This is a genomic window from Pseudomonas sp. IT-232MI5 (genome assembly GCF_949767845.1).
In the GTDB taxonomy this organism is placed as follows: Bacteria; Pseudomonadota; Gammaproteobacteria; order Pseudomonadales; family Pseudomonadaceae; genus Aquipseudomonas.
This window is the reverse complement of record NZ_CATKQE010000022.1, coordinates 257,372-278,265: the sequence shown is the minus strand read 5'-3', so window position 1 is coordinate 278,265 and position 20,894 is coordinate 257,372. Positions and strand designations below refer to the sequence as shown.

Annotated in this window: 18 protein-coding genes and 1 pseudogene; 5 read left to right on the top strand and 14 right to left on the bottom strand. The window is 59.3% G+C overall.

Features of this window, described 5'->3' with window-relative positions; all coding sequences use genetic code 11:
• Positions 1-3: 3 nt before the first annotated feature.
• Positions 4-1,554: a hypothetical protein gene (locus tag ACM6JQ_RS14625; RefSeq protein ID WP_414894066.1), complete on the bottom strand. Its 1,551-nt coding sequence runs from the start codon at positions 1,552-1,554 to the stop codon at positions 4-6.
• Positions 1,551-3,842, bottom strand: coding sequence for a type VI secretion system tip protein TssI/VgrG (gene tssI / locus ACM6JQ_RS14620; RefSeq protein ID WP_414894065.1), 2,292 nt, complete (start codon positions 3,840-3,842; stop codon positions 1,551-1,553). Before tssI (ACM6JQ_RS14620) ends, ACM6JQ_RS14625 begins: the two co-directional genes overlap by 4 nt.
• Positions 3,843-3,972: 130 nt before the next feature.
• On the opposite strand from tssI (ACM6JQ_RS14620), the pseudogene ACM6JQ_RS14615 reads away from it, so the two are divergent.
• Positions 3,973-4,227 (top strand): annotated as a pseudogene (locus ACM6JQ_RS14615) (helix-turn-helix domain-containing protein); the annotation flags it as partial.
• A 184-nt stretch (positions 4,228-4,411) separates the two neighbouring features.
• On the opposite strand, the gene ACM6JQ_RS14610 reads toward ACM6JQ_RS14615, so the two are convergent.
• A complete protein-coding gene (locus ACM6JQ_RS14610; RefSeq protein ID WP_007919624.1) occupies positions 4,412-4,603 on the bottom strand; it encodes a hypothetical protein in 192 nt (63 codons plus the stop codon).
• Between the two features lie 291 nt (positions 4,604-4,894).
• Here ACM6JQ_RS14610 and ACM6JQ_RS14605 point away from each other — a divergent pair, with 291 nt between their 5' ends.
• From ACM6JQ_RS14605 to ACM6JQ_RS14595, 3 genes are all read left to right on the top strand, one after another.
• A complete protein-coding gene (locus tag ACM6JQ_RS14605; RefSeq protein WP_095111564.1) occupies positions 4,895-6,391 on the top strand; it encodes a helix-turn-helix transcriptional regulator in 1,497 nt (498 codons plus the stop codon).
• Positions 6,392-6,527: 136 nt separating this feature from the next.
• The gene (locus ACM6JQ_RS14600; RefSeq protein WP_007919628.1) at positions 6,528-6,785 is read left to right on the top strand and encodes a DUF1652 domain-containing protein; all 258 of its coding nucleotides are present in this window, start codon (positions 6,528-6,530) and stop codon (positions 6,783-6,785) included.
• A 1,003-nt stretch (positions 6,786-7,788) separates the two neighbouring features.
• A complete protein-coding gene (locus ACM6JQ_RS14595; protein WP_414894169.1) occupies positions 7,789-7,953 on the top strand; it encodes a hypothetical protein in 165 nt (54 codons plus the stop codon).
• Between the two features lie 123 nt (positions 7,954-8,076).
• On the opposite strand, the gene ACM6JQ_RS14590 is transcribed toward ACM6JQ_RS14595, so the two are convergent.
• Entirely contained in the window at positions 8,077-8,844 is a 768-nt protein-coding gene (locus tag ACM6JQ_RS14590) for an SDR family oxidoreductase (RefSeq protein WP_414894064.1), read from the bottom strand.
• A 22-nt stretch (positions 8,845-8,866) separates the two neighbouring features.
• Positions 8,867-9,934 (bottom strand): phosphotransferase family protein, encoded by a 1,068-nt coding sequence (locus ACM6JQ_RS14585; RefSeq protein WP_007911073.1) that lies wholly within the window; start codon positions 9,932-9,934, stop codon positions 8,867-8,869.
• A 190-nt stretch (positions 9,935-10,124) separates the two neighbouring features.
• On the opposite strand from ACM6JQ_RS14585, the gene ACM6JQ_RS14580 reads away from it, so the two are divergent.
• Entirely contained in the window at positions 10,125-10,520 is a 396-nt protein-coding gene (locus tag ACM6JQ_RS14580; RefSeq protein ID WP_007911072.1) for a DUF4280 domain-containing protein, read from the top strand.
• A gap of 217 nt (positions 10,521-10,737) precedes the next feature.
• On the opposite strand, the gene ACM6JQ_RS14575 is transcribed toward ACM6JQ_RS14580, so the two are convergent.
• The 9 genes from ACM6JQ_RS14575 to tssE form a co-directional block, all read right to left on the bottom strand.
• Entirely contained in the window at positions 10,738-11,280 is a 543-nt protein-coding gene (locus ACM6JQ_RS14575; protein WP_007911071.1) for a toxin-antitoxin system YwqK family antitoxin, read from the bottom strand.
• A 12-nt stretch (positions 11,281-11,292) separates the two neighbouring features.
• Positions 11,293-13,302: a type VI secretion system tip protein TssI/VgrG gene (gene tssI / locus ACM6JQ_RS14570; RefSeq protein ID WP_414894063.1), complete on the bottom strand. Its 2,010-nt coding sequence runs from the start codon at positions 13,300-13,302 to the stop codon at positions 11,293-11,295.
• Between the two features lie 57 nt (positions 13,303-13,359).
• Positions 13,360-13,860, bottom strand: a complete 501-nt coding sequence (locus ACM6JQ_RS14565; RefSeq protein WP_414894062.1) for a hypothetical protein — start codon at positions 13,858-13,860, stop codon at positions 13,360-13,362.
• Positions 13,861-13,877: 17 nt separating this feature from the next.
• Positions 13,878-14,411, bottom strand: coding sequence for a hypothetical protein (locus ACM6JQ_RS14560; RefSeq protein ID WP_414894061.1), 534 nt, complete (start codon positions 14,409-14,411; stop codon positions 13,878-13,880).
• Between the two features lie 84 nt (positions 14,412-14,495).
• On the bottom strand, positions 14,496-15,110 hold the full coding sequence (locus ACM6JQ_RS14555) for a hypothetical protein (RefSeq protein ID WP_414894060.1): 615 nt from the start codon (positions 15,108-15,110) through the stop codon (positions 14,496-14,498).
• Between the two features lie 28 nt (positions 15,111-15,138).
• Entirely contained in the window at positions 15,139-17,679 is a 2,541-nt protein-coding gene (gene tssH, locus ACM6JQ_RS14550) for a type VI secretion system ATPase TssH (protein ID WP_414894059.1), read from the bottom strand.
• Positions 17,680-17,681: 2 nt separating this feature from the next.
• Positions 17,682-18,707: a type VI secretion system baseplate subunit TssG gene (gene tssG / locus ACM6JQ_RS14545; RefSeq protein WP_007911053.1), complete on the bottom strand. Its 1,026-nt coding sequence runs from the start codon at positions 18,705-18,707 to the stop codon at positions 17,682-17,684.
• The gene (tssF, locus tag ACM6JQ_RS14540; RefSeq protein ID WP_095111560.1) at positions 18,671-20,464 is read right to left on the bottom strand and encodes a type VI secretion system baseplate subunit TssF; all 1,794 of its coding nucleotides are present in this window, start codon (positions 20,462-20,464) and stop codon (positions 18,671-18,673) included. The genes tssG and tssF overlap by 37 nt, the downstream gene beginning before the upstream one ends.
• Complete coding sequence (gene tssE / locus ACM6JQ_RS14535) at positions 20,448-20,891, bottom strand: type VI secretion system baseplate subunit TssE (protein WP_042704864.1); 444 nt, start codon at positions 20,889-20,891, stop codon at positions 20,448-20,450. The genes tssF and tssE overlap by 17 nt, the downstream gene beginning before the upstream one ends.
• Positions 20,892-20,894 lie beyond the last annotated feature (3 nt).

Here is a 20,894-nt window from a genome sequence, read left to right as displayed (position 1 = left end):
GCTCTACTCAAGATTCAAGGAAGGTTGCGCCCCGTATTTCGCGGCAAGAGATTTTTTGCGCTTGTTTACAAAAGCTTTTACTTCCGAGTCCTTGTAATGAAATGCCGAGTGGTTTCTATGGGTTTGCTCATCACTGTTCTTCAGACGAGCTTCCGCATGTTCTTTAGGACCCCATTTCGGATGGAAGAGCGGCGCATAAAAAAGATGACGACTATATGAGGCAGAGACTTGATCTACCAGTCGCAGCGGAACGGCGTTTCCAATGTTTTTCTGGATCCACTCCTTGCTCATTTGAACAAGAATTTCCGTACTTCTCGCGGCTGTTGGTTTGGGTTTCTTATCTGCCGAGGGGGTCGGTTGTTTCGTTTTAGCCCGTTTACCTCTGCTTTTTTCGGCGGGAGCAGCCTGTACCGGATCTTGCGGTTCAAGCAGTGTATCCGTGTCGGGCAGTCCGGTTGCGCCAAGCTTTGAGGAGATGCCGGGAGTGCGAGTATTGTTCGGTTTACGCATGAACTTGGGGCCATCCTCATCACGACTGGCTTTCGCTTCAACAATTGCGAATGTCTTCCCCTGATTATTGGCCGGGTCTGCGCGCCAGACGGAATCAATCCCCGTACCATTGGCTCCGTCTGTGAGTTTGTAGAGAACATGCCTGGCTTTCGGACTTCCACCTTTCGACAGTTTTCCTTTTTTCGTGGCACCCGGCAGCCCCTCCAGCCATTTGCCATCCGCCCCCTTGTCATGTCCATCCCAATCTTTGCCCCAACCGAATTCGACTGCGCAGATGTAATCGGCGATATGTTCGCCGCTGACGCCCAAGCCTTCATTCAAAATGCTCGAAGGCGCATGAACGCCGACCTTGGAGGATTCGACACGGTTGGAGTGGGTGCCGCTGGCGCCGTCCTTGCCTTGAGTGCCGACGGAGGAATCGCGGTTGGCGGGTTTTTCCGCGCGCCGTGGGTGACTGGTGCCGGACGAGGCGGCGGAGCTGTTGCGCTGCATGCCTTTCCATTTGATCAGGCGTTTTTCGACAATGCCAAGCATCGCCGGCATGTTGTCTCGGGCGGTAGCGAGGACGGTCACCACGGCGGTTTGAACCCAACCCGGCGAGCCCTTGTAAACAGAGGAACTTCTGATCGCGGAAATGATGTCGTCCATTTCCGCACGCAGTTTGCCGGCGTTGAAAATACGTGACAGGAGTTCTTCCGGACTGGTCTTGATGCCGCATTCCTGCAGAACGAACCGCAGCAGATCGAACAAAACCGGGGCGAATCGTTGAGGGTTGCGGTTGACGATACGCATGCTTTTTTTCAAGCCGTCACCTGCGCCGGGTATCCAGCCGATCACTGCCAGGAGCAAGTCGAACTGGGCATCTTCCTTGGCTCCGGGCGTGTCCGATTTGTACAGCAGAACGGCGGATTCAATGGTGTCGTACACGTCAATGGCCTGGCCCAGAAATGGCACCGCACCCATCGCAATGCCTTTGCCCAGTTCGATAGCCGCTTCCTGATAAGCCCCGGTGCGGTCGTCGTTGCTGCTTGTTTGTTCGCTCATGCCAGCCTCCCTGCGGCTTTTTCGACCAATGCCTGTAGATCAACGGTGGCGGGGTCAAGACCCAGTTTTCGCAGATCTTCGTCGATTTTATCGTCAGAAGCGTCAACCACGGCCACTGCCGGACGATCATAGGGACGAGGGTCTTCACCGTAATAGACTTTCGCGGGGCCTTTTGGCACGTCTTCCAGCCGGGCGAATCCGTCGCTGTCGAGCACACCTTCGCGAGTCGAACCATCGGCGAATTCAACGCGATAAGACGCGCCGGGTACGGGTTCGAGATTGTCGTAGTGCAGGTTCAGTTCAAGCCAGGTGGGATTGGTTTTGGCCCGTTCCATCAAGTTGCCGGCCGTGTCAGTCGCCGCCAGTCCGGGAATCAGCGGAGCAAGAATGGCAATCCCGGTCCCCACGCCAGGCGCGCCGCCGGTATTCACCTTCACCTCAGACCCGCTGATGGTCACGCCACCCGCATCGACCTTGACGAAACTCCCGCCAGCCTTGGCCGTGAGTTCCATGGCGCCTTCGACCACAACCTTCTGGCCGGCGTAGTAATGGATTTCTGACCCAGCCTCAACAAACTGCGCCGTCCCCACCTTCACATGCTGCGTCACCGCAACCGTCAGGTGATCATCCGCGCGCATCTCGCTGATTCGATCCAGATGCGTAATCCGGTGCTCTTCAACCTTGAACTCGCTCAGCGTGTTGGCTTCGACGGTGTCGTGCCGTTCGTTGCCCACCCGAATCTTCTGGTCGTGCTCAATGTTCTCGTCCCAATCGCACTGGGCGTGGATGTAGATCTGCTCGGCGCCTTTCTTGTCCTCGATGCGGAATTCGTTGTAGCCCTTGCCGCCCGGTGAACTCAGGGTTTTGAAGGTGCTGCGGGTTTTGTTTGCCGGCAGGTCGTAGGGGACGACGGTTTCCTTGTGGTACAGGCAACCGGTGACCAGTGGCTGGTCGGGATCGCCTTCGAGGAAGGTGACGAGGACTTCCATGCCGATGCGCGGGATGGCGATGCCGCCGTACGCCGCGCCGGCCCAGCCGCTGGCGACGCGCATCCAGCAGGTGGTTTTGTCGTTGGACTGACCGTCGCGGTCCCAGTGGAATTGCACTTTGATACGGCCGTACTGGTCGCAGTGGATTTCTTCGCCTGCGGGGCCGGTGACGACGGCGGTCTGGCTGCCGAGGACTTTTGGTTTCGGGTGTTCGAGGGCAGGGCGGTAGTTCGCGTCCCATGGGGTGGCGAGGAAGCTGTTGCGGTAGCCCTGGTGGAAATCGCTTTTGTGGTCGGTGACGTCGCTGGTGACGTTTTCGCCGAGTACTTGCGGTTGTTTGCCTTCGTGGAAGACCTCCAGCAGCAGCCACAGATCGTTCCACTCGGCGCGCGGGTGTTCGGCGAGGGTGAGGAAATGGCCGCTGGTGAGGGTTGGTTCGTCACCTTTGCCTTCGGCGAGTTTGTAGTCGCTGCGATGGCGTTCGAGGGCGCGGGTGGAGAGGAACTTGCCGCGCTCTCGAGTAGTGAAGCGGCCGGGGTAGTCGTAGTCCTCGAGGTCCGGGGCGAACTCGGTTTTGACCGCGCCTTCGGGGAGGATCTTTGGTTTTTCGAAGTCGTAGTCGCGGCGGCTGACGCGGGTGGTGCGGGTTTCCAGACGCAGGTTGAAACGCTTGATCACCGGTTTGTCGGCGGCCATGCCGGAGTCTTGCTGGTAGCTCACCGGTTTCAGCTTGCGGAACACGGTCTGGTCGTCGCCGAACACCAGTTTGTGGCCGCTGCTGCTGTGCTGGAAGTGGAAGTGAATGCCTTCCTCTTCGCACAAACGCTGAATGAAATGCAGGTCGGATTCGTCGTACTGCACGCAGTATTCGCGTTGCGGGTATTCGGCGCCGAGCTGGAAACTGTAGGCGTCGGCGAGGATGCCGCGATCTTCCAGGACCTGAGCGATGATCTTCGGCACGGTCAGTTGCTGGAAGATCTGCTGATCGTGGTTGTGCCGCAGGTAGGCCAGTTGTGGCACCAGGCTGAGGCTGTAACGGGTCAGGGTTTTGCCGGAGTCGCCTTGCTCGATGCGATAGACCAGACCGTGGATCTTGCCTTCGCCGGTCGGGCCGAAAGTCAGGACGCCGGGCTTGTGCAGCAGCTCTTCGAGTTTGAGGTCGGGGCGGGCGCTGACGAGTTCGAGGTCGAAACGGAACGGTTGGTTGAGGGCTTCGCGACCGGTGAAGCTGAGGACTTGCAGGTCGGCGTTGGCGCCTTCGACAGTGAAGGTAATGTGGCTAGCGTTTGCATCCAGCATGCTCGACTCCATCCATTGGAAAAGCTGTGCCGATGTTGCAACAACTGAAACAGCCGATCAAGCGTCCAAGCGCGCCATAATCAGCGATCAGACTCAGCTCACGATTCAGCCATCGAGGGACGGACGAGCCATGGATTCGCTGATCAACGCCGCCGGCCGCGCGCTGTCTGCTGGTGACCCGCTAGGCGCGTTGAACCAGGTCGCTCTGCGTGAGGACCCGCCGGCGCTGGCGCTGCGCGCAATTGCCATGGCTCAGCTCGGTGATCTGTCCCGCGCCAAGGCGTTGTTGCAAAGGGCGATAAAGGCGTTCGGCAGCAATGAGCCGCTGTCACGGGCGCGTTGTGTGGTCGCCGAGGCCGAGGCCGAGGTGGCGCTGGCAGCGCGGATCGCTTTTATTGCGGTGGCGGCGACAGTGGACGGGTGAGAGCGGTGCGTCGGCCTCAATGATCAAGGCATCTTTGCTGGCCCCTTCGCGAGCAGGCTCGCTCCCACAGTGATTGCGGGTGAACACAAGCTTTGTGAGTTACCCAAAACCCTCTGGGAGCGAGCCTGCTCGCGAAAGCGCAGTGTCAGGCACCGCTGTTTCGTCGACGTTCAATACCCTCCGGGCCGCCGATGTCCAGCAGCCTTCTTTCCACCAAGACATTCTCCAGGGCCTGACGCTCGACTGGCGCCATTTGGTGCTCACGTTTTTTCAACTCCAGCAGAATCGGGTTGGACCAGGTGCGGTAGGTCTGTTCGATGGTGCGACGCGACGTCATCAGTCTCTCCTTGATCAAGAGCCCTGTGTTGCGGGCAGGGGCTCAATCCGATGAGGTATTAACGTTAGTCGACAAAGCAGGAAGTCGCGAATGCACCGTCATCCCCAGTAGGAGTGAGCCTGCTCGCAATAGCGGTGTGACAGTCAATATAAAAGTCAAATGACACACCGCTATCGTGTGCAGGCTCACTCCAACAAAGGGATTTGTGCCGTTGCGAACATTTATGCTCGGCACGATCAGAGGCCGCCGCGGTCGTACTCTTCACATGGGCGTATCACTTGTGGAGATCCAATGAGCCAGGAAGTCCTGACCACCGAAACCAACCGCCGCCAGTTGCAGCAGATCATCGCCGGGCTGTCCGACGGGGTGATTTTGCTGGAGCTGGATCAGAGCATTCTCTGGGCCAACGAAGCCGCGCTGGCCATGCACGGTGTCAAGCGGATCACCGATCTGGGCCACAATGCCGACGAATACGCCAAGAAGTTCAACCTGCGCTATCGCAATAATCATTCGATCACCGCCGAAAACTACCCGATCAGCCGGGTGGCGCGCTGTGAGAGTTTCAATGACGTGCTGATTGAGGTGTCGCCGACCGACGACCCGGAACGTATCTGGGTGCACAGCGTGCGCAGCATGATTCTCACGGACCGCGAAGGGCAGCCCGAGTCGCTGGTGCTGATCATGAGCGACGTCACCGATTGGGCCAACGCCGAGCAGCGCTTCGAAAGGACGTTCAACGCCAACCCGGCGCCGGCGGTGATCTGTCGGCTCAGTGATTTGCGTTACATCAAGGTCAATCCGGGGTTTCTGGAAATGACCGGGTACACCCGTGAACAGGTGATTGGCACTTCCTCTTATGAAATCGACATTTTCGAGCAGGCCGAACACCGGGATCTGGCGATTCAGCGCCTGCGCGACGTTGCGACCATCCCGCAGATGCAGGCTGAACTGCGCCTGCCTGACGGCGGCAGCAAGCAAGTGATCGTCGCCGGGCAGCCGCTGACGCTCAACGATGAGGATTGCATGTTGTTTTCCTTCGTCGACATGGAGATGCGGCACAAGGCCGAGGTGGCGTTGCGTCAGAGTGAGGAACGTTTTGCCAAGGCGTTTCGCCTGACACCGGTGCCGATCCTGATTTGCAGTGCCGACGAGCAGCAGGTGATCGACGTCAATCAGGCGTTCCTTGAGGCCTTGGCCTTCGACAGCGAGGACGTGCTCGGTAAAACCGTGACGCAGTTGGATTTCATCGATGACAGTGGTGCACGCACGCAGTTGCTGGCGGCGCTGGCGAAAAACGGTCGGGTGGATCGGGTCGATGTGCGGGTGCGCAAGAAGGATGCGGACCTGCTCGAATGTGCGCTATCCGCCGATACCGTGAATATTCAGGACACGCCGTGTTATTTGCTGGTGCTGATGGACATCACCGAGCGCAAGCGCACCGAGCTTGAGTTGGTGGCGGCGATTGAGGAGGTGATGAAGGACGCTTCCTGGTTCAGCCGTACGTTGATCGAGAAACTGGCCAATGTGAAGAAGGTCAACTCGCCGCAACTGCCCAGCGTTTCGTTCACTGATCTGACGGCGCGTGAGCGTGATGTGCTGGGGTTGATCTGTGAAGGGCTGGCGGACAAGGAGATCGCGGCGCGGCTGAAACTCGCTCCGAATACGGTGCGAAATCATGTGGCGACGGTGTATTCCAAGCTTGATGTGCACAGCCGCAGTGAGGCGATTGTCTGGGCGCGGGAGCGTGGGCTGTTTGCAGGCGAATCGAGCGCCAAGGGTCAACGATAGGGTGCAAATGCACTAGTTGGCCTGGTGCAAATTGAGGTGTTGGCGGGTGAGGTCTGTTCTTAGTCTGGTGGGGGTGCGATACGAGGTTTTTTGGCTCGGGATCGCGGCCCTTCGCAGTCGTTATAGGAACAGTCTGATGATGAATCTTGCGCAGTTGCGCACGCAGCTTGAACGCAGTTTTTCGCCGCTGGCGTGTGAGTGTCTGGTGGACGGCGATCATTCGCTGACGGTGAAGCTTTATCACCCGGTGTCGGGGCAGGTGGATCTGGTGATCAGTGGGCTGAAACTTAATGCGCTGCGGACGCCTGAGTCGGTTGATGCTTTGATTGAAGAATTGCGGTATGAGCTTGAGAGCAATTCTTTGCGTTCGTTTCGGGATCCGGATTTGGCTTAGCGCCGCCCTTTGGTTCTTGGCGGCCTTTGGGCCGACCATGCTGTTGGGGGGTGGGGGTAGATCCGTTGCTGCGGGTGTTGCCGCTGGCGGTTTCGCCCTTACGGCGAGTCCCTTTGGCAAACGCCCCAAAGGAACCAAAGGTCTGCGCCCTGACGTTCGGCCCGCTCGCTGGGGCTCGGGGTTCCTTCGCTCCGGGATCGATCCGGGGGCATCGTCTACGGTTTGCTTCGCTGCACCTCCTCTCGATGTGTTCGACTTCGTCGAACGGTCGCTGCGCTCCCACCCCGGATCAATCCCTCCACTCAGCCTGCCGACGGGCTCCCAGGTCAAGATCAAAAGCCGCAGCCGAGCTAACGCTCATCCTGTTGAGTGGTTAGGAGCAGAAGCGGTGTGTGGGTTGCGCTGTTTGCTTCTGCTTCTGCTTCTGCTTCTGCTTTTCTGTGGGAGCGAGCCTGCTTGCGAAGGGGCCTTGTCTGGCAATGTGCGTTTCACTCTGCTAACTCGCTCAAACCCCGACGCAAAATCGACAGCCATTACCACCCAATCGGGCCAATTCACTGGCGCTTGCAGGGCGCTCGGCTATAAAGAATGAGTGGTCAGGTCTTCCGTGGTCGGTTGGGTCGCGGAAGTTGCTCTTCCATTCATCGCGGGTCGTCCTATGAACAATCTTGGGAAACGCGTGTTGCCGTTGACTTTTTTTGCCGTTTTGCTGGCGGGTTGTGCCAGTCCTCCACCCCCTCCACCGGTTGCGCCACCTCCGCCACCGGAACGTACTTGCCAGGTGCTCGAAAATACTGAAGTCGCCGGTGACGTGTACGCCGACGGGCAGGTTACTCGACACATCACCACTACCCGTTGTGTCACGCAGTAGCGCCGGCGGGGCGCAAGTCTCGGGTTGAGCGGGTTGTGCTGGTCGCCGTCCTGGCCGGTACGGCGGTGGTTGCCGTGGAAGGCGCCATTGCGGCGATGCACAGTCAGCCCGACTTGTTTGGGGTGATGGTGATTGCGTTTATCGTCGGCCTCGGCGGCGGGGGTGGCGCTGGTTGCCGTTGCGTGCAGGCTGGGCGTTTCACCGGTCGCGGCGGCGTTGCTGGCGGGGGCGGTGTGTCTGGCTCTGCGTTTGCTGTCGGTGCATTACGGCTGGCAATTGCCGAAAGTCATTGCCTGATGCACAACCCTTGCAGGAGTGAGCCTGCTCGCGATAGCGGTGTGTCAGTCAACATTTATGTATCTGACACACCGCTATCGCGAGCAGGCTCACTCCTACAGGGGGTTAATCATTTACCCGGGATCAGGACAGGAAACCACCGTCCACATTCAGCGCTACTCCGGTGGTGTAGCTCGACGCATCGCTGGCCAGGTACAACACCGCACCGGCCATTTCACTCGGATCCGCCACGCGCTTGAGCGGAATCTGCGTCAGTGCCTGCTTGAGGATCGCATCGTTTTTCACCAGTGCCGAGGCGAACTTGGTGTCGGTCAGGCCCGGCAGCAGGGCGTTGCAGCGGATGCCGAACTGCGCGCATTCCTTGGCAAAGACTTTGGTCATGTTGATCACCGCCGCCTTGGTCACCGAGTAGATGCCCTGGAAGATCCCCGGCGAAATGCCGTTGATCGACGCGACGTTGATGATGCTGCCGCCACCGTTTTCGCGCATCAGTTTGCCGGCTTCCACGGACATGAAGAAGTAGCCACGAATGTTCACATCGACAGTCTTCTGGAACGCGCCCAAGTCAGTGTCCAGCACGTTGCAGAACTGCGGGTTGGTCGCGGCATTGTTGACCAGAATATCGAGGCGGCCGAACTGTTCCTTGATCCCGGCAAACACTTGGGCAATCTGCTCCATTTCACCGATGTGGCAGGCCACAGCGGTGGCTTTGCCGCCAGCAGCGATGATCGCATCGGCCACGTGTTGGCAGCCGTCCAGTTTGCGGCTCGAGACAATCACGTGGGCGCCTTGCTGGGCGAGCAGTTTGGCGATGGCTTCACCGATGCCGCGGCTGGCGCCGGAGACGAAAGCGATCTTGCCGTCGAGGTCGAACAACTGAGTATTGGACATAAGGGTTCCTGGGTGTGGGCCGTCAGAGGCTCGATTTCGCAATGACCTGCAAGCTCATCTGCTCCAGCAGTTTGTTCATGTGAATGAACTGCGCGAAGCGTTTGTCCTGGGTCTGGCCGTGGTAGAAGCGGTAGTAGATCTGCTGCACGATGCCGGCCAGGCGAAACAGGCCGTAGGTGTAGTAGAAGTCGAAATTGTCGATCTGGATGCCCGAACGTTCGGCGTAGTAATCGACGAACTCGCGGCGGGTGAGCATGCCCGGTGCGTGGCTCGGCTGACGGCGCATCAGTTGCACCGGCGCCGGGTCGTCCGCCTGAATCCAATAGGCGAGGGTGTTGCCCAGGTCCATCAGCGGGTCGCCGAGGGTAGTCAGTTCCCAATCCAGCACACCGATGATCTGCATCGGATTTTGCGGGTCGAGAATGACGTTGTCGAAGCGATAGTCGTTGTGGACGATGCTTGAGGTTGGGTGGTCAGCCGGCATCTTGTCGTTGAGCCAGGCTTTGACCTTTTCCCAGTGTGGCGCGTCGGGCGTCAGGGCCTTTTCGTAGCGTTCGCTCCAGCCTTTGATTTGGCGTGCAACGTAGCCCTCCGGCTTGCCCAGATCACCGAGGCCACAGGCGTTGTAGTCGACGCGGTGCAGTTCGACGAAGCGGTCGATGAAGCTTTTGCACAAGGCTTCGGTTTTCGCTGAGTCGAGGCCCAGTTCCGGCGGCAGCTCCGAGCGCAGGATGATGCCGTTGACCCGTTCCATCACATAGAACTCGGCGCCGATCACCGATTCGTCGGTGCAGTGCACGTAGGCTTTCGGGCAATACGGAAAACCGTCGCGCAATTGATTGAGGATGCGGAATTCGCGGCCCATGTCGTGGGCAGACTTGGCTTTGTGGCCAAACGGCGGGCGGCGCAGGACGAATTCCTGTTCCGGGTATTCCAGCAGGTAGGTCAGGTTCGAGGCACCGCCGGGGAACTGGCTGATCGCAGGCAAGCCGCTCAGGCCCGGAATGTGCGCCTTAAGGTACGGATCAATCAGGCTGGCATCGAGTTCTTCGCCAGAGCGGATACGGGTGGACTGGTCAGTAAGCGCCATGCTTATCCCTTCTGCTTATTTTGGAGGCCAGACATCATTGGCTAATCTAATGGTGCGCTCGGGCAGTCACAAGCGCAGGTCGGTCTTATAGGTTAGCGTGTTGCCGGATAATCACCTTTGAGAATGTGCGCGACGGGCCGCAGCAGACTAAGGTTTAGCGGGTATGCCATGGGCAAAAAGGAGCTTTGAAATGGGCTGTCCGCAAGTCTGTGCCACGGCCACTTTGCAATGCAGCTTCGGCGCCGCGCCGTCGATGCTCAATGTGTTGCCGGTGAATCGCACGCTGACCGGCGGGATGCCGGCGGCGAACATCATGGATCACATCCCGCTGGTGAATATCCTGCCGTTCGGGGTGTGCATGAGCATGGCCAATCCGATGGTCGCCGCTGCAACTGCCGCCGCCCTGGGGGTGTTGACGCCGATGCCGTGTATTCCGGCGACGGCCACACCGTGGATTCCCGGCGGGGCGCCGACGTTGTTGCTGGGCGGGATGCCGGCGATCGATGCCAACTCAACGTTGATGTGCAACTGGGCGGGGGTGATCAAGATTGTGGTGCCGGGGCAGATGCAGATGCTTATTCCCTGAGTTTTTTACTTGGCGTGAAATCCAAACCCCTCACCCCAGCCCTCTCCCAGGGGGAGAGGGAGCCGATTGGGGGGGATTGATTAGCTCCGCCGACGTGAAAGTCTAGCTGTGAATCCATAATCGACTCGGTCTTACAGGTCGATGTATGAAGCAAGACAGCTCGGTCGGTCCCCTCTCCCTCTGGGAGAGGGCTAGGGTGAGGGGCTCTTCCGGGTTTTCAGGTCTGCTGCGGATCCGCCCATTGCCGATACCACCAGCGCACCCGCGAAATCGGCTTGCCATCCGCGCCTAACGGCCGTCCATCCTCGGCAAATCCTTGTTCCGGCTCCAGCAACTGGCCATTCACATAGCGCGCCTCCACCGCCGGTTTGCCATTGGGGTGAAAGCGCTGATAGCGCCCCTCACGCACACCATCGCGATAAAACTCAGCCTCCGCCACTTGTCCGTCGGCAAAGTAATTGAACGCCTCGCCATGCAACAAGCCGCGGCGATACGTCGCTTTACGTTGCAGAAAACCCTCGGGCGCATAAAAACTGGCAACGCCCTGCAACTTGCCGCGTACAAACGGCATCTGTGCAGAGACCTTACCGTTGGTGTGATACAGCAGTGAGGTGCCGTGCAATTCGCCCTGGTTGTAATTCAGATCCGCCTGTTTGCGCCCGTCATCCTTGATGTTCAGCGGGCCATCAAGCTGACCGTCCTGCAGGCGCCCCTTGAGCTGCTTGTCATCCTGCTGCAGATCCAGCGGTGTGATCGCCATGGTTTCTCCTTGTCAGTTGACCTGCACCAGACCGCCCTTGATGGTCAGCATGCCACCGCCGTCCACGGTCTGTGAGGCTGCGCCCTTGTTGGTCAGACTGATCCCGGCGTCGTTGGTCAACGTCGTCCCGGCCTTGTTGTCCAGTGAAGTACCGGCCTGATTGGTCAAGGCAGTGCCGGCCTTGTGCGTGATCGAGGTGCTGGCCGAGGTCGCCAGATCGGCGCCGCTCTTGATCGTGAAGCTGCCGCCACTTTGCAGGGTCAGGGTGCCGCTGACTTTAATCGTCAGGTTGCCATCCACGGTCAGGCTGTAATCACCGCTGACCTTGTCGGTGTAGTTGCCGCCGGTGCTGTGGTTCTGATCAGCGCCGACCTTCACCGTGCGGCTGTCCTTTACATCGAGGCTGTCGCTGCCGGTCTGAATCGTGACGCTGCGTTTGCCTTTTTCCAGCGTCACCGTCTCGTCGCCGTCCTTCACTGTGCGGGTGCGCGCGTTCTGCACGGTGAGGGTTTCGTCGTGGCCGACGGTGGCAGTGGTGTCATTGAGTACGTTGATGTTGAAATCCTTCTGCGCCTGCAAGAACACCTCCTCAGCGTCCTTCTTGTCCTCGAAGCGCAACTCGTTGAAACCGCCACCGCCCTTGGACGATTGGGTTTTGATCCCCGATTGCGTCTGATTGGCCGGCAACGCGTAGGGCAGGGCGTTGTCGCCGTTATAGACGCAACCGGTTACCAGTGGCCGATCCGGATCGCCATCGATAAACGTCACGATGACTTCCTGGCCGATGCGCGGGATGAACTGCATGCCGAAGCCCTTGCCACTCCACGGCAACACCACGCGCACCCAACAGGAACTGCTTTCATCATTCTTGCCGTCGCGATCCCACGGGAACTGCAACTTGATCCGGCCGTACTCGTCGGTCCAGATTTCCTCACCGGACTTGCCCACGACAATGGCTGTCTGCGGATGCATGCGCGGTTTCGGAGTGGTGCGTTGCGGACGAAACGGCGTGGCTTTGGGGATCGCTTCGAAGCGGTTGCGATAGCTTTCATGGCTGACGTCATGGGTGACCCGCGTCACCACCCAATCGATGTTCAGACTGGCATCGTCGTGCCCTTCGAGAGTGAACCAGTGCCCCGGAATCAACCAACGGCAGTCGCTTTCGCCGACAAAACGTTTCTCCTCGCTGCGCAAGCCATCGACCCGTTGCTTGGTCAACGCATCACCGCGCGCCTTGGCGTTGTAGCCGCCCGGATGCTCGTAGATCGAACGCGGCCCGGCGACGGCTTCGGCCTGGCCGTAGAGCGAAGTGGTTGGCGTGGTGAACTCGTAATCCGTCGCCCGATAGACCCCGGCCACCGCTTGCAGACACACCCGCCCGGAGCAGATCCCATGCAGTTCACGCTCGCCCAATCCCTGGCCCAGGTACTTGACCGTCGGCCCGTTGGGTATCTGTACGAAGGCATCGTTGCTGTCGCCGAGCACCAATGTGTGCTTGCCTGCATCGTGGGTGAAGAACCAGAAGATGCCTTCCTCTTCCAGTAGCCGCGAGACGAAGGCGAAATCGGTTTCTCCGTACTGCACGCAATATTCGCGCGGGGTGTAACTGCCAGTCAGCGAGAGTTTGAAATCGGTGAAGCTGTGAGCCTTGAAAATCGTCGTGACGATGTCTGAAGTGGCGAGGTTCTGGAAGACGCGGTTGTTGCTGGCTAGCGTCAGCCACCATAGCCACGGTCTCAAAACCAACTGATAGCGTTCGGCGGTCGCATCGGCAGGCAACTGGCGGATTTCGGCGACCAAGGCGTCGAAGGGGCGCAGTTGCGCATTGTTGTGCAGGGTAGTGGTGACATGGGTGGCGACGGCAGTGGTCAGGGTGAGCGAAGCGCCATCGTTGAGGCCACTGAGCATTTGCGAACCGAGTTCATTGAGCGCTTCTTCACCGGACAGAAACTCAGGATAAAGCGCCGACAGCGAAGTGGCGGTCAGGGAGAACGAGGTGTTGCTGTCAGTGGATCGTGGCATCGAACATCCTCAATGGCCGTGTCAGGTTGTGCATTTACGCTCACGCCTGTCTGTGCATCACCAGTTGGCCATGGTTCGGACTGGAAGGTTGTCCAGAGTGACAAGAAAGTACGTCGTATAGTGGTCAGGCGTGTAAAACAGTAAGTCTCTGGCATATTCAAGTAATAACCTTCCGCCTCCTGTTCCGCTGAACTCGACGAGAGTTGGAATTTGGTTATTTGCGTGCCCTGTCGCCGCTGCCTCGGAGTAACAGAGCCAGCAAAGCTTGATTTTCTTCTTGTTCATGGTGTTCGATTGATAGAGGTTTCCGATTGAACCTCTATTAGGGTACAGCGTTCTTAAAAATCCAATGTTCTGGACACTTACATTGAAACTGCCGATTCCGTGAGCGCTGCGTATGCCATGAAAGCCAAGTGAAGCCGAAGCTCCCGGATTATTGAAATCAATGTTGCCCACATGACCCGCAATATCGTCATTGACCGCTTGGATGCGAGCGATCACCCCTCTTTCAACGTCCGAAAGCGCAAGTGTTTCGCGAATACCTGCAACGTTAGCCATAACGTTCTCCTTTTGTATCAGTGGTACCAGTTGCCGAAGTGATATTCATATTTGGTGGGGAGTATGAAATGGTTCTGTTGCTCGTAATAATCATATTCCAGTGTCATCGACGTTTGTGATGTGTTGTGAATGATGCTGCTCATTGATTGCCTGAGCCCCTCTTCAATATAGGAAAGGTCGAACAAGCAGATATTTCCCTGGCGGTGTTCCTTGTCCAGGCTTTTATCCATTACATCTATCAAACTATCCAGAAGCGTCCCGAAACCCTGGCGGGACTCATAACTCGGATAGATGGTTTTGATATCGGCCTGATACAAAATGCCTGCGATCAAGACCCCGACGTCATAGCTGTCGTCGGTGGGGGCAATGCAACTCAGGTCCATTTTTGACGGTCTGTTGGCTTCAAATAACTTTGCAATCGCCACGAACTCACGACTTTTCGCGTCGCCCACGGGCTCTCCCACAATAGCGAGTGTTTTCTTAGCCGCTGCCGCACTGACATTGACTCGGGCTATGACTTTTCCGTCGAACTTTACCTCGTGAATGGACATTGTTTTTCTCCAGTTGGTTGTCTGCGTACACCGCCATCCACGCCAGAAAATGTTTCAGGCACTGATCACATCCCCTGCAGCTTTCTAGTTACGTGTTTCATTTGAGCTCACATAAATGAGTGCATTCAGATCCACACCCAAAATATCGTGGATGCTGAGTGTCCTTCTTCCATTGGAGTCTCTGTCACGCATCGGGTAGGGGTCGAAAATGCCAACGTTGAGTTCTTTGGCAACATCATTGTAGAAAACGTCAGTGATGACCACGGAATGGCCTAGCGTGGAGGGGTTGCCAGGGGGTTGAGTGCTGGCAAGGATCAACCCGTTTTGCAACGGAAACATCAACTTTTCCAACTCGACTCGATTAATCAACATGCTGCTGTCGAGATTCATTCGTTGAGCAAAGAAGCCGTGTTTTTTAAAAAGATCGATGGCCGCCTTAGTCTCAAGGGCTGGTTGCAGTCCATCGATGTTACGGCTGCGATACTCTGCACATCGCTCCAGCAAAAAATCGTTTACACCAGAAATGGAAGCAATTTTTTGCTTTGCCAAATGATTGAGGATGGTGGCGATAGAGGCCCGCGTACAGTCATTGGTATTGACCTGTTGCGTTACGATCAAATCGCGCGAGGTGTGAAAGTTTCTCGCCATGGTTCCCGGTCGAAACAAGGATTTGGCGATGTATGGGCTTCTTGTGAACATACGATTCCCTTTTTTAGCGTTTCCTGATTTATTCCAACACCCACTCTGCCAACTTCCCCGTCACCTGCGTCATCAACACATTCTCGACATCCCGCGCACCGGCCGCGCTGCACTTGGCGAGCACCGCTTTGACAATTCCCGAATCAAACTCGAATTGTTTGCCGGTCGCTGCCTTGTAGCGGCCACGCAACTTCTCAAGCTTGGCCAACACAATCCCCTCCAGCGTCGCCTCATCCAGCGGCCGATACGCAACCACGGTCATGCGCGCCAGAAATGCCGGGCGGAAGGCTTGCAGGAGGACTTTATGCAGGGCTTCGTTGAAGGCGTCAGAACCGAGTTGCGCGACGGGTGTGTCGAGCAGCAGCTCAGCGCCGACGTTGCTGGTGGCGAGCATCACGGTGTTCTTGAAGTCCACCACCAACCCGGTGCCGTCCTCCATCAAGCCTTTATCGAACACGTTGTAAAACGCCTCGAGCACATCCGGGTGCGCCTTTTCGATCTCATCCAGCAACACCACCGAATACGGTTTGCGCCGCACCGCCTCGGTCAGCACGCCGCCGCTGCCATAACCGACGTAGCCGGGTGGGGCGCCCTTGAGCTGGCTGACGGTGTGGGCTTCCTGATATTCCGAAAGATTGATGCTGATCAGGTTGCGTTCGCCGCCATACAACGCATCGGCCAATGCATAAGCGGTTTCGGTTTTGCCGACACCGGTAGGGCCGACGAGGAGGAACACACCCACCGGTTTTTGTGGGTCGGTGAGTCCGGCGCGGTAGGCCTGCAAACGTTGGGCGATGGTATTGAGCGCGGTGCTTTGGCCCATCACGCGTTGCCCCATGCGCGTGCCGAGGGTGCGCACGGCGTGGGCTTCGTCGGCGAGCATTTTGCCGACGGGGATGCCGGTCCAGCCGGCGATTACCGCAGCGACGGTTTTAGTGTCGACCTGTTCGGGCACCAGCGGATCGTCCTGGCGGATGGCGTCCAGTCCGGCCTCAAGGCGCAGTAATTCAGCCGCGAGATGATCAATGCGACTGTCGGTGGCTTCATCGGGTTTGTCGCTGTCGGCGCGCTCGCTCAAGGCCAGCAACTCACGACGGGTATCGAGCAGCTCGCGCACCGCGACGCGTTCCTCGCCCCAGCGGGTTTCCAGTTCGCGGATGGCCTGCACATTTACGCTGGATTCAGTTTCCAGCAGGGTGATGCGCTCACGGTGATCCAGCCCTGTGGCCTGTTCGCGACGCAGGCGCTCGACTTCGTCCTTGAGGCTGTTTTGCCGATGACGCAGGCTCTCCAGCGGCGGCGGTACGTCGTGCTGGCCGAGGGCGACCCGGGCGCATGCCGTGTCGAGCACACTGATGGCTTTGTCCGGTAACTGGCGGCCGGAAATGTAACGATGCGAGAGCTTCACCGCTTCATGAATAGCCGCATCGAGCACCTGCACGCCGTGATGCTGTTCGAGTTTGGCAGCCACGCCACGGAGCATTTCCACGGCAGTGATTTCGTCCGGCTCTTCAACCTGCACCAGTTGAAAGCGGCGGGCGAGGGCCGGGTCTTTCTCGAAGTATTTTTTGTATTCCATCCATGTCGTGGCGGCGAGGGTACGCAGCTCGCCCCGCGCCAGCGCCGGTTTCAGCAGGTTGGCCGCATCGCTGCCGCCCTCGGCGCCGCCAGCACCGATCAGGGTGTGGGCTTCGTCGATAAACAGAATGATTGGCTTGTCAGCATTGCGCACCGCGTCGATCACGCCTTTCAAACGCTGTTCGAATTCACCTTTGACCCCGGCACCGGCCTGCAGCAGACCGAGGTCAAGCACGCGCAGACTGACCTCTTGCAACGATGGCGGTACATCACCGGCGGCGATGCGCAGGGCCAGGCCTTCGACCACGGCGGTTTTACCCACGCCCGGTGCACCCACCAGAATCGGATTGTTTTGTCGGCGCCGCAGCAGGATATCGATGCACTGGCGAATCTCGCCGTCGCGGCCAACGATCGGATCAATGCGCCCGGCATGAGCGTCGGCCGTCAGATCCTGAGTGTATTGATCGAGTAGCGAGTCTTGGCGCGGTGCTGAATGGGCGGGTGAACCTGTGCGCGGACCGACATGTTCACGAGAGTTTTCCGTCCACTCCAGCAGGTTCGCGCGCAGCGCTTCTTTGGGAATCCGCAGCAACGACGAGGCACTGTTGAGCAGCAGACTGCGGCGCTCATCGCGATCAACCAACGCCAACAACAGCAAGCCGGAACGAATGCTGTCGAGTCCCAACACACTGGCCTGCACCACCGCATCTTCGAGCAAGCCGAGGGTGTGCGACGACAGTGCCGGTGTGCGCGTACTGCCTGCCTTGAACAGGTCCAGCGCCTTGTTGATCTCGGCCGTCAGCGCATCACGTTCGAGGCCGAAACGCGGTAGCAGAAAAGCCAAGTCGCCACCCTCGATATCGAGCAGTTCCAGCAACAGGTGTTCGATCTCGACAAAGTGATGCCCGCGCTGCAAGCAGCGCTGCGCGGCGCGTTCGAGGGCGCGACGGTTGTCCGGGTTGAGGCGTCCGATCAGGCTGGCCAGTTCCATGTTCAGGTAATCTCCAGCTGACGCAGTCGGGTTTCGATGGTTTGCACGCCGAGGCTGGCCTGACGCTGCAACCCACCGTTCCAGCTCAACAGTGCCGGAGTCTGGCGAGCGAGTTTCAGCGGCCCGGCACCGCGTACCCGCAGCACCAGTTTGATGTCCAGATCCGGGCCGAAATACAGTGCCGCGAGACTGGCCAGTGCCGGGTGTGCTTCGCCATCCGGCAGAAAGCGCGCCGCTTGCGTCGACGGCAATGGTCCGAGGGTCAGGCGAATGCCGGCGTGCTCATCCCAGACCCGCGTGCCGGCCACGGCGCTGCGGCCCAGTTGCAGATTGCGTCCGCCGGGCTTGATTACGCTGCGGCTGGCGGACGGGATCTGCCGCCAGGCACCTTCGTAGGCGCTCAACTCGACCGGCACGGCAAACTGCTCGCGCACGATCGCGGCAAATCCCGCCAGTGAGCGACGGCCATCGGCAAACAACGCCGTACAGGCAAGAACGGCGCAGTCGGGAGCAGCCTGGCGCTCCTGCAACGCCTTGGGCAGCAAACCGGTCAGCGCGCGCAATTGCGCCTGTACCGGCGACGCCCCCGGCGTGACAAAGCCTAGCGCCACCCGGTGTTTGCGCATCACTTTGTACAGCAGGCTGAGCAAGCGATGCTGGAACAGATCGAGAAACGCGGCCGGTGCATGATCTTTGGCCCGCGCCCGTTGTTGCAGCCAATCCTGATAGGCGTAGGGGAGAGGGCCATCCGGGCCGCCGAGTCCGAATATCGGTGTGTCGAGTGTCAGCGGTTCGCCAGGCGCTTCGTGCAGGGCTTCAATCTGGCTGGCGGCAAACGCCGGCGTCAGTGGTCCGCGCAGTTTCAGCGCTTCGGTCTGCGGCGAGGTGCCGCTGCCGAGTGGGTCGGCCTGCGGCTGCTCGCGTTCGAGCAACAGCAACGCCTGCAACCATTCGAAGGCCTGCGGCTCACGGCGCAGGCGCTGGCTCAGGGTCAGAGCGACAGGGGCATGCCGGCTTGGGGTTGCCATGCCTTGACCTCCTTGTCGGACTGCATCAGGACGGTGCGCACAAAGCGGTTGGCCGTGGCGTACAGGGAAAAGAACTGCGCCAGCACCGCCGAAAACAACACCGCGCTGCTGCCGACAAAATGCTGCGGATCAAGCTGCAACTGCACTTCCAGACCATTGCGCCAGCCGCGCCAGGCATCAGCGCCAACATGGCCGATTACCCGTTCGCAGCTGAGGTGCAGCAGGCCTTCGATCTGCCTCAAGGCGCTGGCCTCATCGCGCAGGTTGTGCAGATGCAGAATCTCTTTCAGTGCATCCAGCGCCTGCGGGCCTTCAACCAGCGACAGATGATTGAGGGTCAGTTGCGACACCAGGCGCCAGCGCGAATCACCGTCCAGCCGCGGCTGACTTTGTGCACTCGGCGGATTGCGCAGGCGGGCCCAGGCAACCGGGCCGGGGCGCTCGAAACCCAGCGGCGTACCGGCCGGCAGGGTTTGCGCCAGATGACGGTTGGTGCAGAGCAACTCGGCGGTAAGGCTGTAATCAGGCAGATCGGTTTGCGGTTCAAAACGGGTGTCGACCACGCTCACCAATAAATCGCTGCCGAGCCGGTTTGGCGTCATGCCGTTGACCCGTCGCGCATGCCAGTAGCGCTGCTGGTCGCCGCCGCTGTGCTGGCTGCCGTAATACGCCGGCAGGCGCTGCACACCGGTGCGAGTACTGGCGCGCATGCCGCGAATGCTGTGGATTTCGACACTGTTCTCGCGGTGGCTGTCGGCGATCAATCGATACTCGCTGCGCGTGCCGTCGGGACGCAGCGGCTCGGAAGTCCGCGGGAACAGGTTGATTACCGGTGCGCAGCCCAAGGCGATATCACTGGCCTGCAAGTGCAGGCGGCTAGCAGGGACACGGTCGAAAACGATATACAGATAGAGGGCCTGACTGTCGCTGGAAACACCGCTCAAGGGCAGATCGAAAAAGTGGAATTTATCCGGGAAAGCAAAATACTCGGCCAGCAAGCGCATGCCCGGATGGACACCGTCTTCATCCGGCAACAGTGCTTCGTCATCGCTGAAACCGACGATGTTCGGCAAACCTTTCAGCGCCGTCGGAACGCTGCCCGGCGATCCCGCCAATACCTGCATCGCATGCGCGCCAAGCAGGTCATACAGGCAAGCATTGACCACCGGGGAAGCGGCCAGGTGGATGCGCAATTGCTCAATGCCCAGATCAGCCCACTGGCTCTCGCCCAGGCAGCGCAGACTCAAACGCAATGCCGAGCGCGACTGCGCGACACCGGTCAACGCCTGGGCTTCATCGCTGCCCAGCAACAGCGCTTCGGTGACTTCGATCGGCCATAACCGAACGGCGGCCGAGGTGCGAAAGTGAATGCTCTCGCCCTTGCTGGTGGTGACGAATAATGGCGTATCGCGGGGCAGGGGATAGCCCTCGTCGAGTTTGCCTTTGCCTGGGTCTGGCTCGAACTGCACGATGGCGCAGGACGGCAACGGCCGCATCGCCAAAGGATAAAGTTGCTCGAGCAGCGCATCGCTGAACTCGGCGTAGTCGTCATCCAGACGTCGTTGCAGGCGGGCGGCGAGCAGGGCGAAACCTTCCAGCAAACGCTCGACGTGCGGATCGGGGCATTCGCCCGGGGACAGTTCCAGACGCCGCGCGACTTTCGGGTATCGTTCGGCAAATTGGCTGCCGGCATGCCGCAGCCAGGTCAGTTCGCGTTGGTAGTAATCGAGCAGTTGCGGGTCAATCGAGTCGCTCATGGCGCACCTCCAGCCCTTCGCCGCCAGGCTCGATGACAAAGGCTACCGGCCAGTGCTGCTGGCCGCTGCGTAATTCGCCGAGCAAGCGAATGCTCATGCGCTGCGGGTGTTCGGGCAAGGGATTGACCTGAACTTCGCCCAGCAGCAGGCGCGGTTCAAAATGCATGATCGCTTCGCGGATGTCCCGCGCCAGCCGCCGCCGATCATCGCTGCGTTGCTGTTGCAAGGCGCTCCAGTCGGCGATGCCGTAGTCGATCACACTCGCTGGCGTGGTCCGCGTGAGTGGACCACGGCGGGTGTTGAACAGGCGCCCGAGCTCGGCGTGCACCGAGTCGAGCAAGTCCTGCCGATCGAACTCGCGCGTGCTCTCGGCCTCGCTGGACGCGAGGCGTTCGAACAGCGGTGCGCGCATGCCGGTGCCTGCCATGGC

Excerpts from the sequence above, each read along its gene's own strand:
- tssG (WP_007911053.1), bottom strand. The coding sequence starts at position 18,707 with ATGGCAACCCCAAGCCGGCATGCCCCTGTCGCTCTGACCCTGAGCCAG.
- ACM6JQ_RS14560 (WP_414894061.1), bottom strand. The coding sequence starts at position 14,411 with ATGTCCATTCACGAGGTAAAGTTCGACGGAAAAGTCATAGCCCGAGTC.
- ACM6JQ_RS14585 (WP_007911073.1), bottom strand. The coding sequence starts at position 9,934 with ATGGCGCTTACTGACCAGTCCACCCGTATCCGCTCTGGCGAAGAACTC.
- tssI (WP_414894063.1), bottom strand. The coding sequence starts at position 13,302 with ATGCCACGATCCACTGACAGCAACACCTCGTTCTCCCTGACCGCCACT.
- ACM6JQ_RS14555 (WP_414894060.1), bottom strand. The coding sequence starts at position 15,110 with ATGTTCACAAGAAGCCCATACATCGCCAAATCCTTGTTTCGACCGGGA.
- ACM6JQ_RS14575 (WP_007911071.1), bottom strand. The coding sequence starts at position 11,280 with ATGGCGATCACACCGCTGGATCTGCAGCAGGATGACAAGCAGCTCAAG.
- ACM6JQ_RS14605 (WP_095111564.1), top strand. The coding sequence starts at position 4,895 with ATGAGCCAGGAAGTCCTGACCACCGAAACCAACCGCCGCCAGTTGCAG.
- ACM6JQ_RS14580 (WP_007911072.1), top strand. The coding sequence starts at position 10,125 with ATGGGCTGTCCGCAAGTCTGTGCCACGGCCACTTTGCAATGCAGCTTC.
- ACM6JQ_RS14600 (WP_007919628.1), top strand. The coding sequence starts at position 6,528 with ATGATGAATCTTGCGCAGTTGCGCACGCAGCTTGAACGCAGTTTTTCG.
- ACM6JQ_RS14590 (WP_414894064.1), bottom strand. The coding sequence starts at position 8,844 with ATGTCCAATACTCAGTTGTTCGACCTCGACGGCAAGATCGCTTTCGTC.
- ACM6JQ_RS14625 (WP_414894066.1), bottom strand. The coding sequence starts at position 1,554 with ATGAGCGAACAAACAAGCAGCAACGACGACCGCACCGGGGCTTATCAG.
- ACM6JQ_RS14610 (WP_007919624.1), bottom strand. The coding sequence starts at position 4,603 with ATGACGTCGCGTCGCACCATCGAACAGACCTACCGCACCTGGTCCAAC.
- ACM6JQ_RS14565 (WP_414894062.1), bottom strand. The coding sequence starts at position 13,860 with ATGGCTAACGTTGCAGGTATTCGCGAAACACTTGCGCTTTCGGACGTT.
- tssI (WP_414894065.1), bottom strand. The coding sequence starts at position 3,842 with ATGCTGGATGCAAACGCTAGCCACATTACCTTCACTGTCGAAGGCGCC.
- tssH (WP_414894059.1), bottom strand. The coding sequence starts at position 17,679 with ATGGAACTGGCCAGCCTGATCGGACGCCTCAACCCGGACAACCGTCGC.
- tssF (WP_095111560.1), bottom strand. The coding sequence starts at position 20,464 with ATGAGCGACTCGATTGACCCGCAACTGCTCGATTACTACCAACGCGAA.
- tssE (WP_042704864.1), bottom strand. The coding sequence starts at position 20,891 with ATGGCAGGCACCGGCATGCGCGCACCGCTGTTCGAACGCCTCGCGTCC.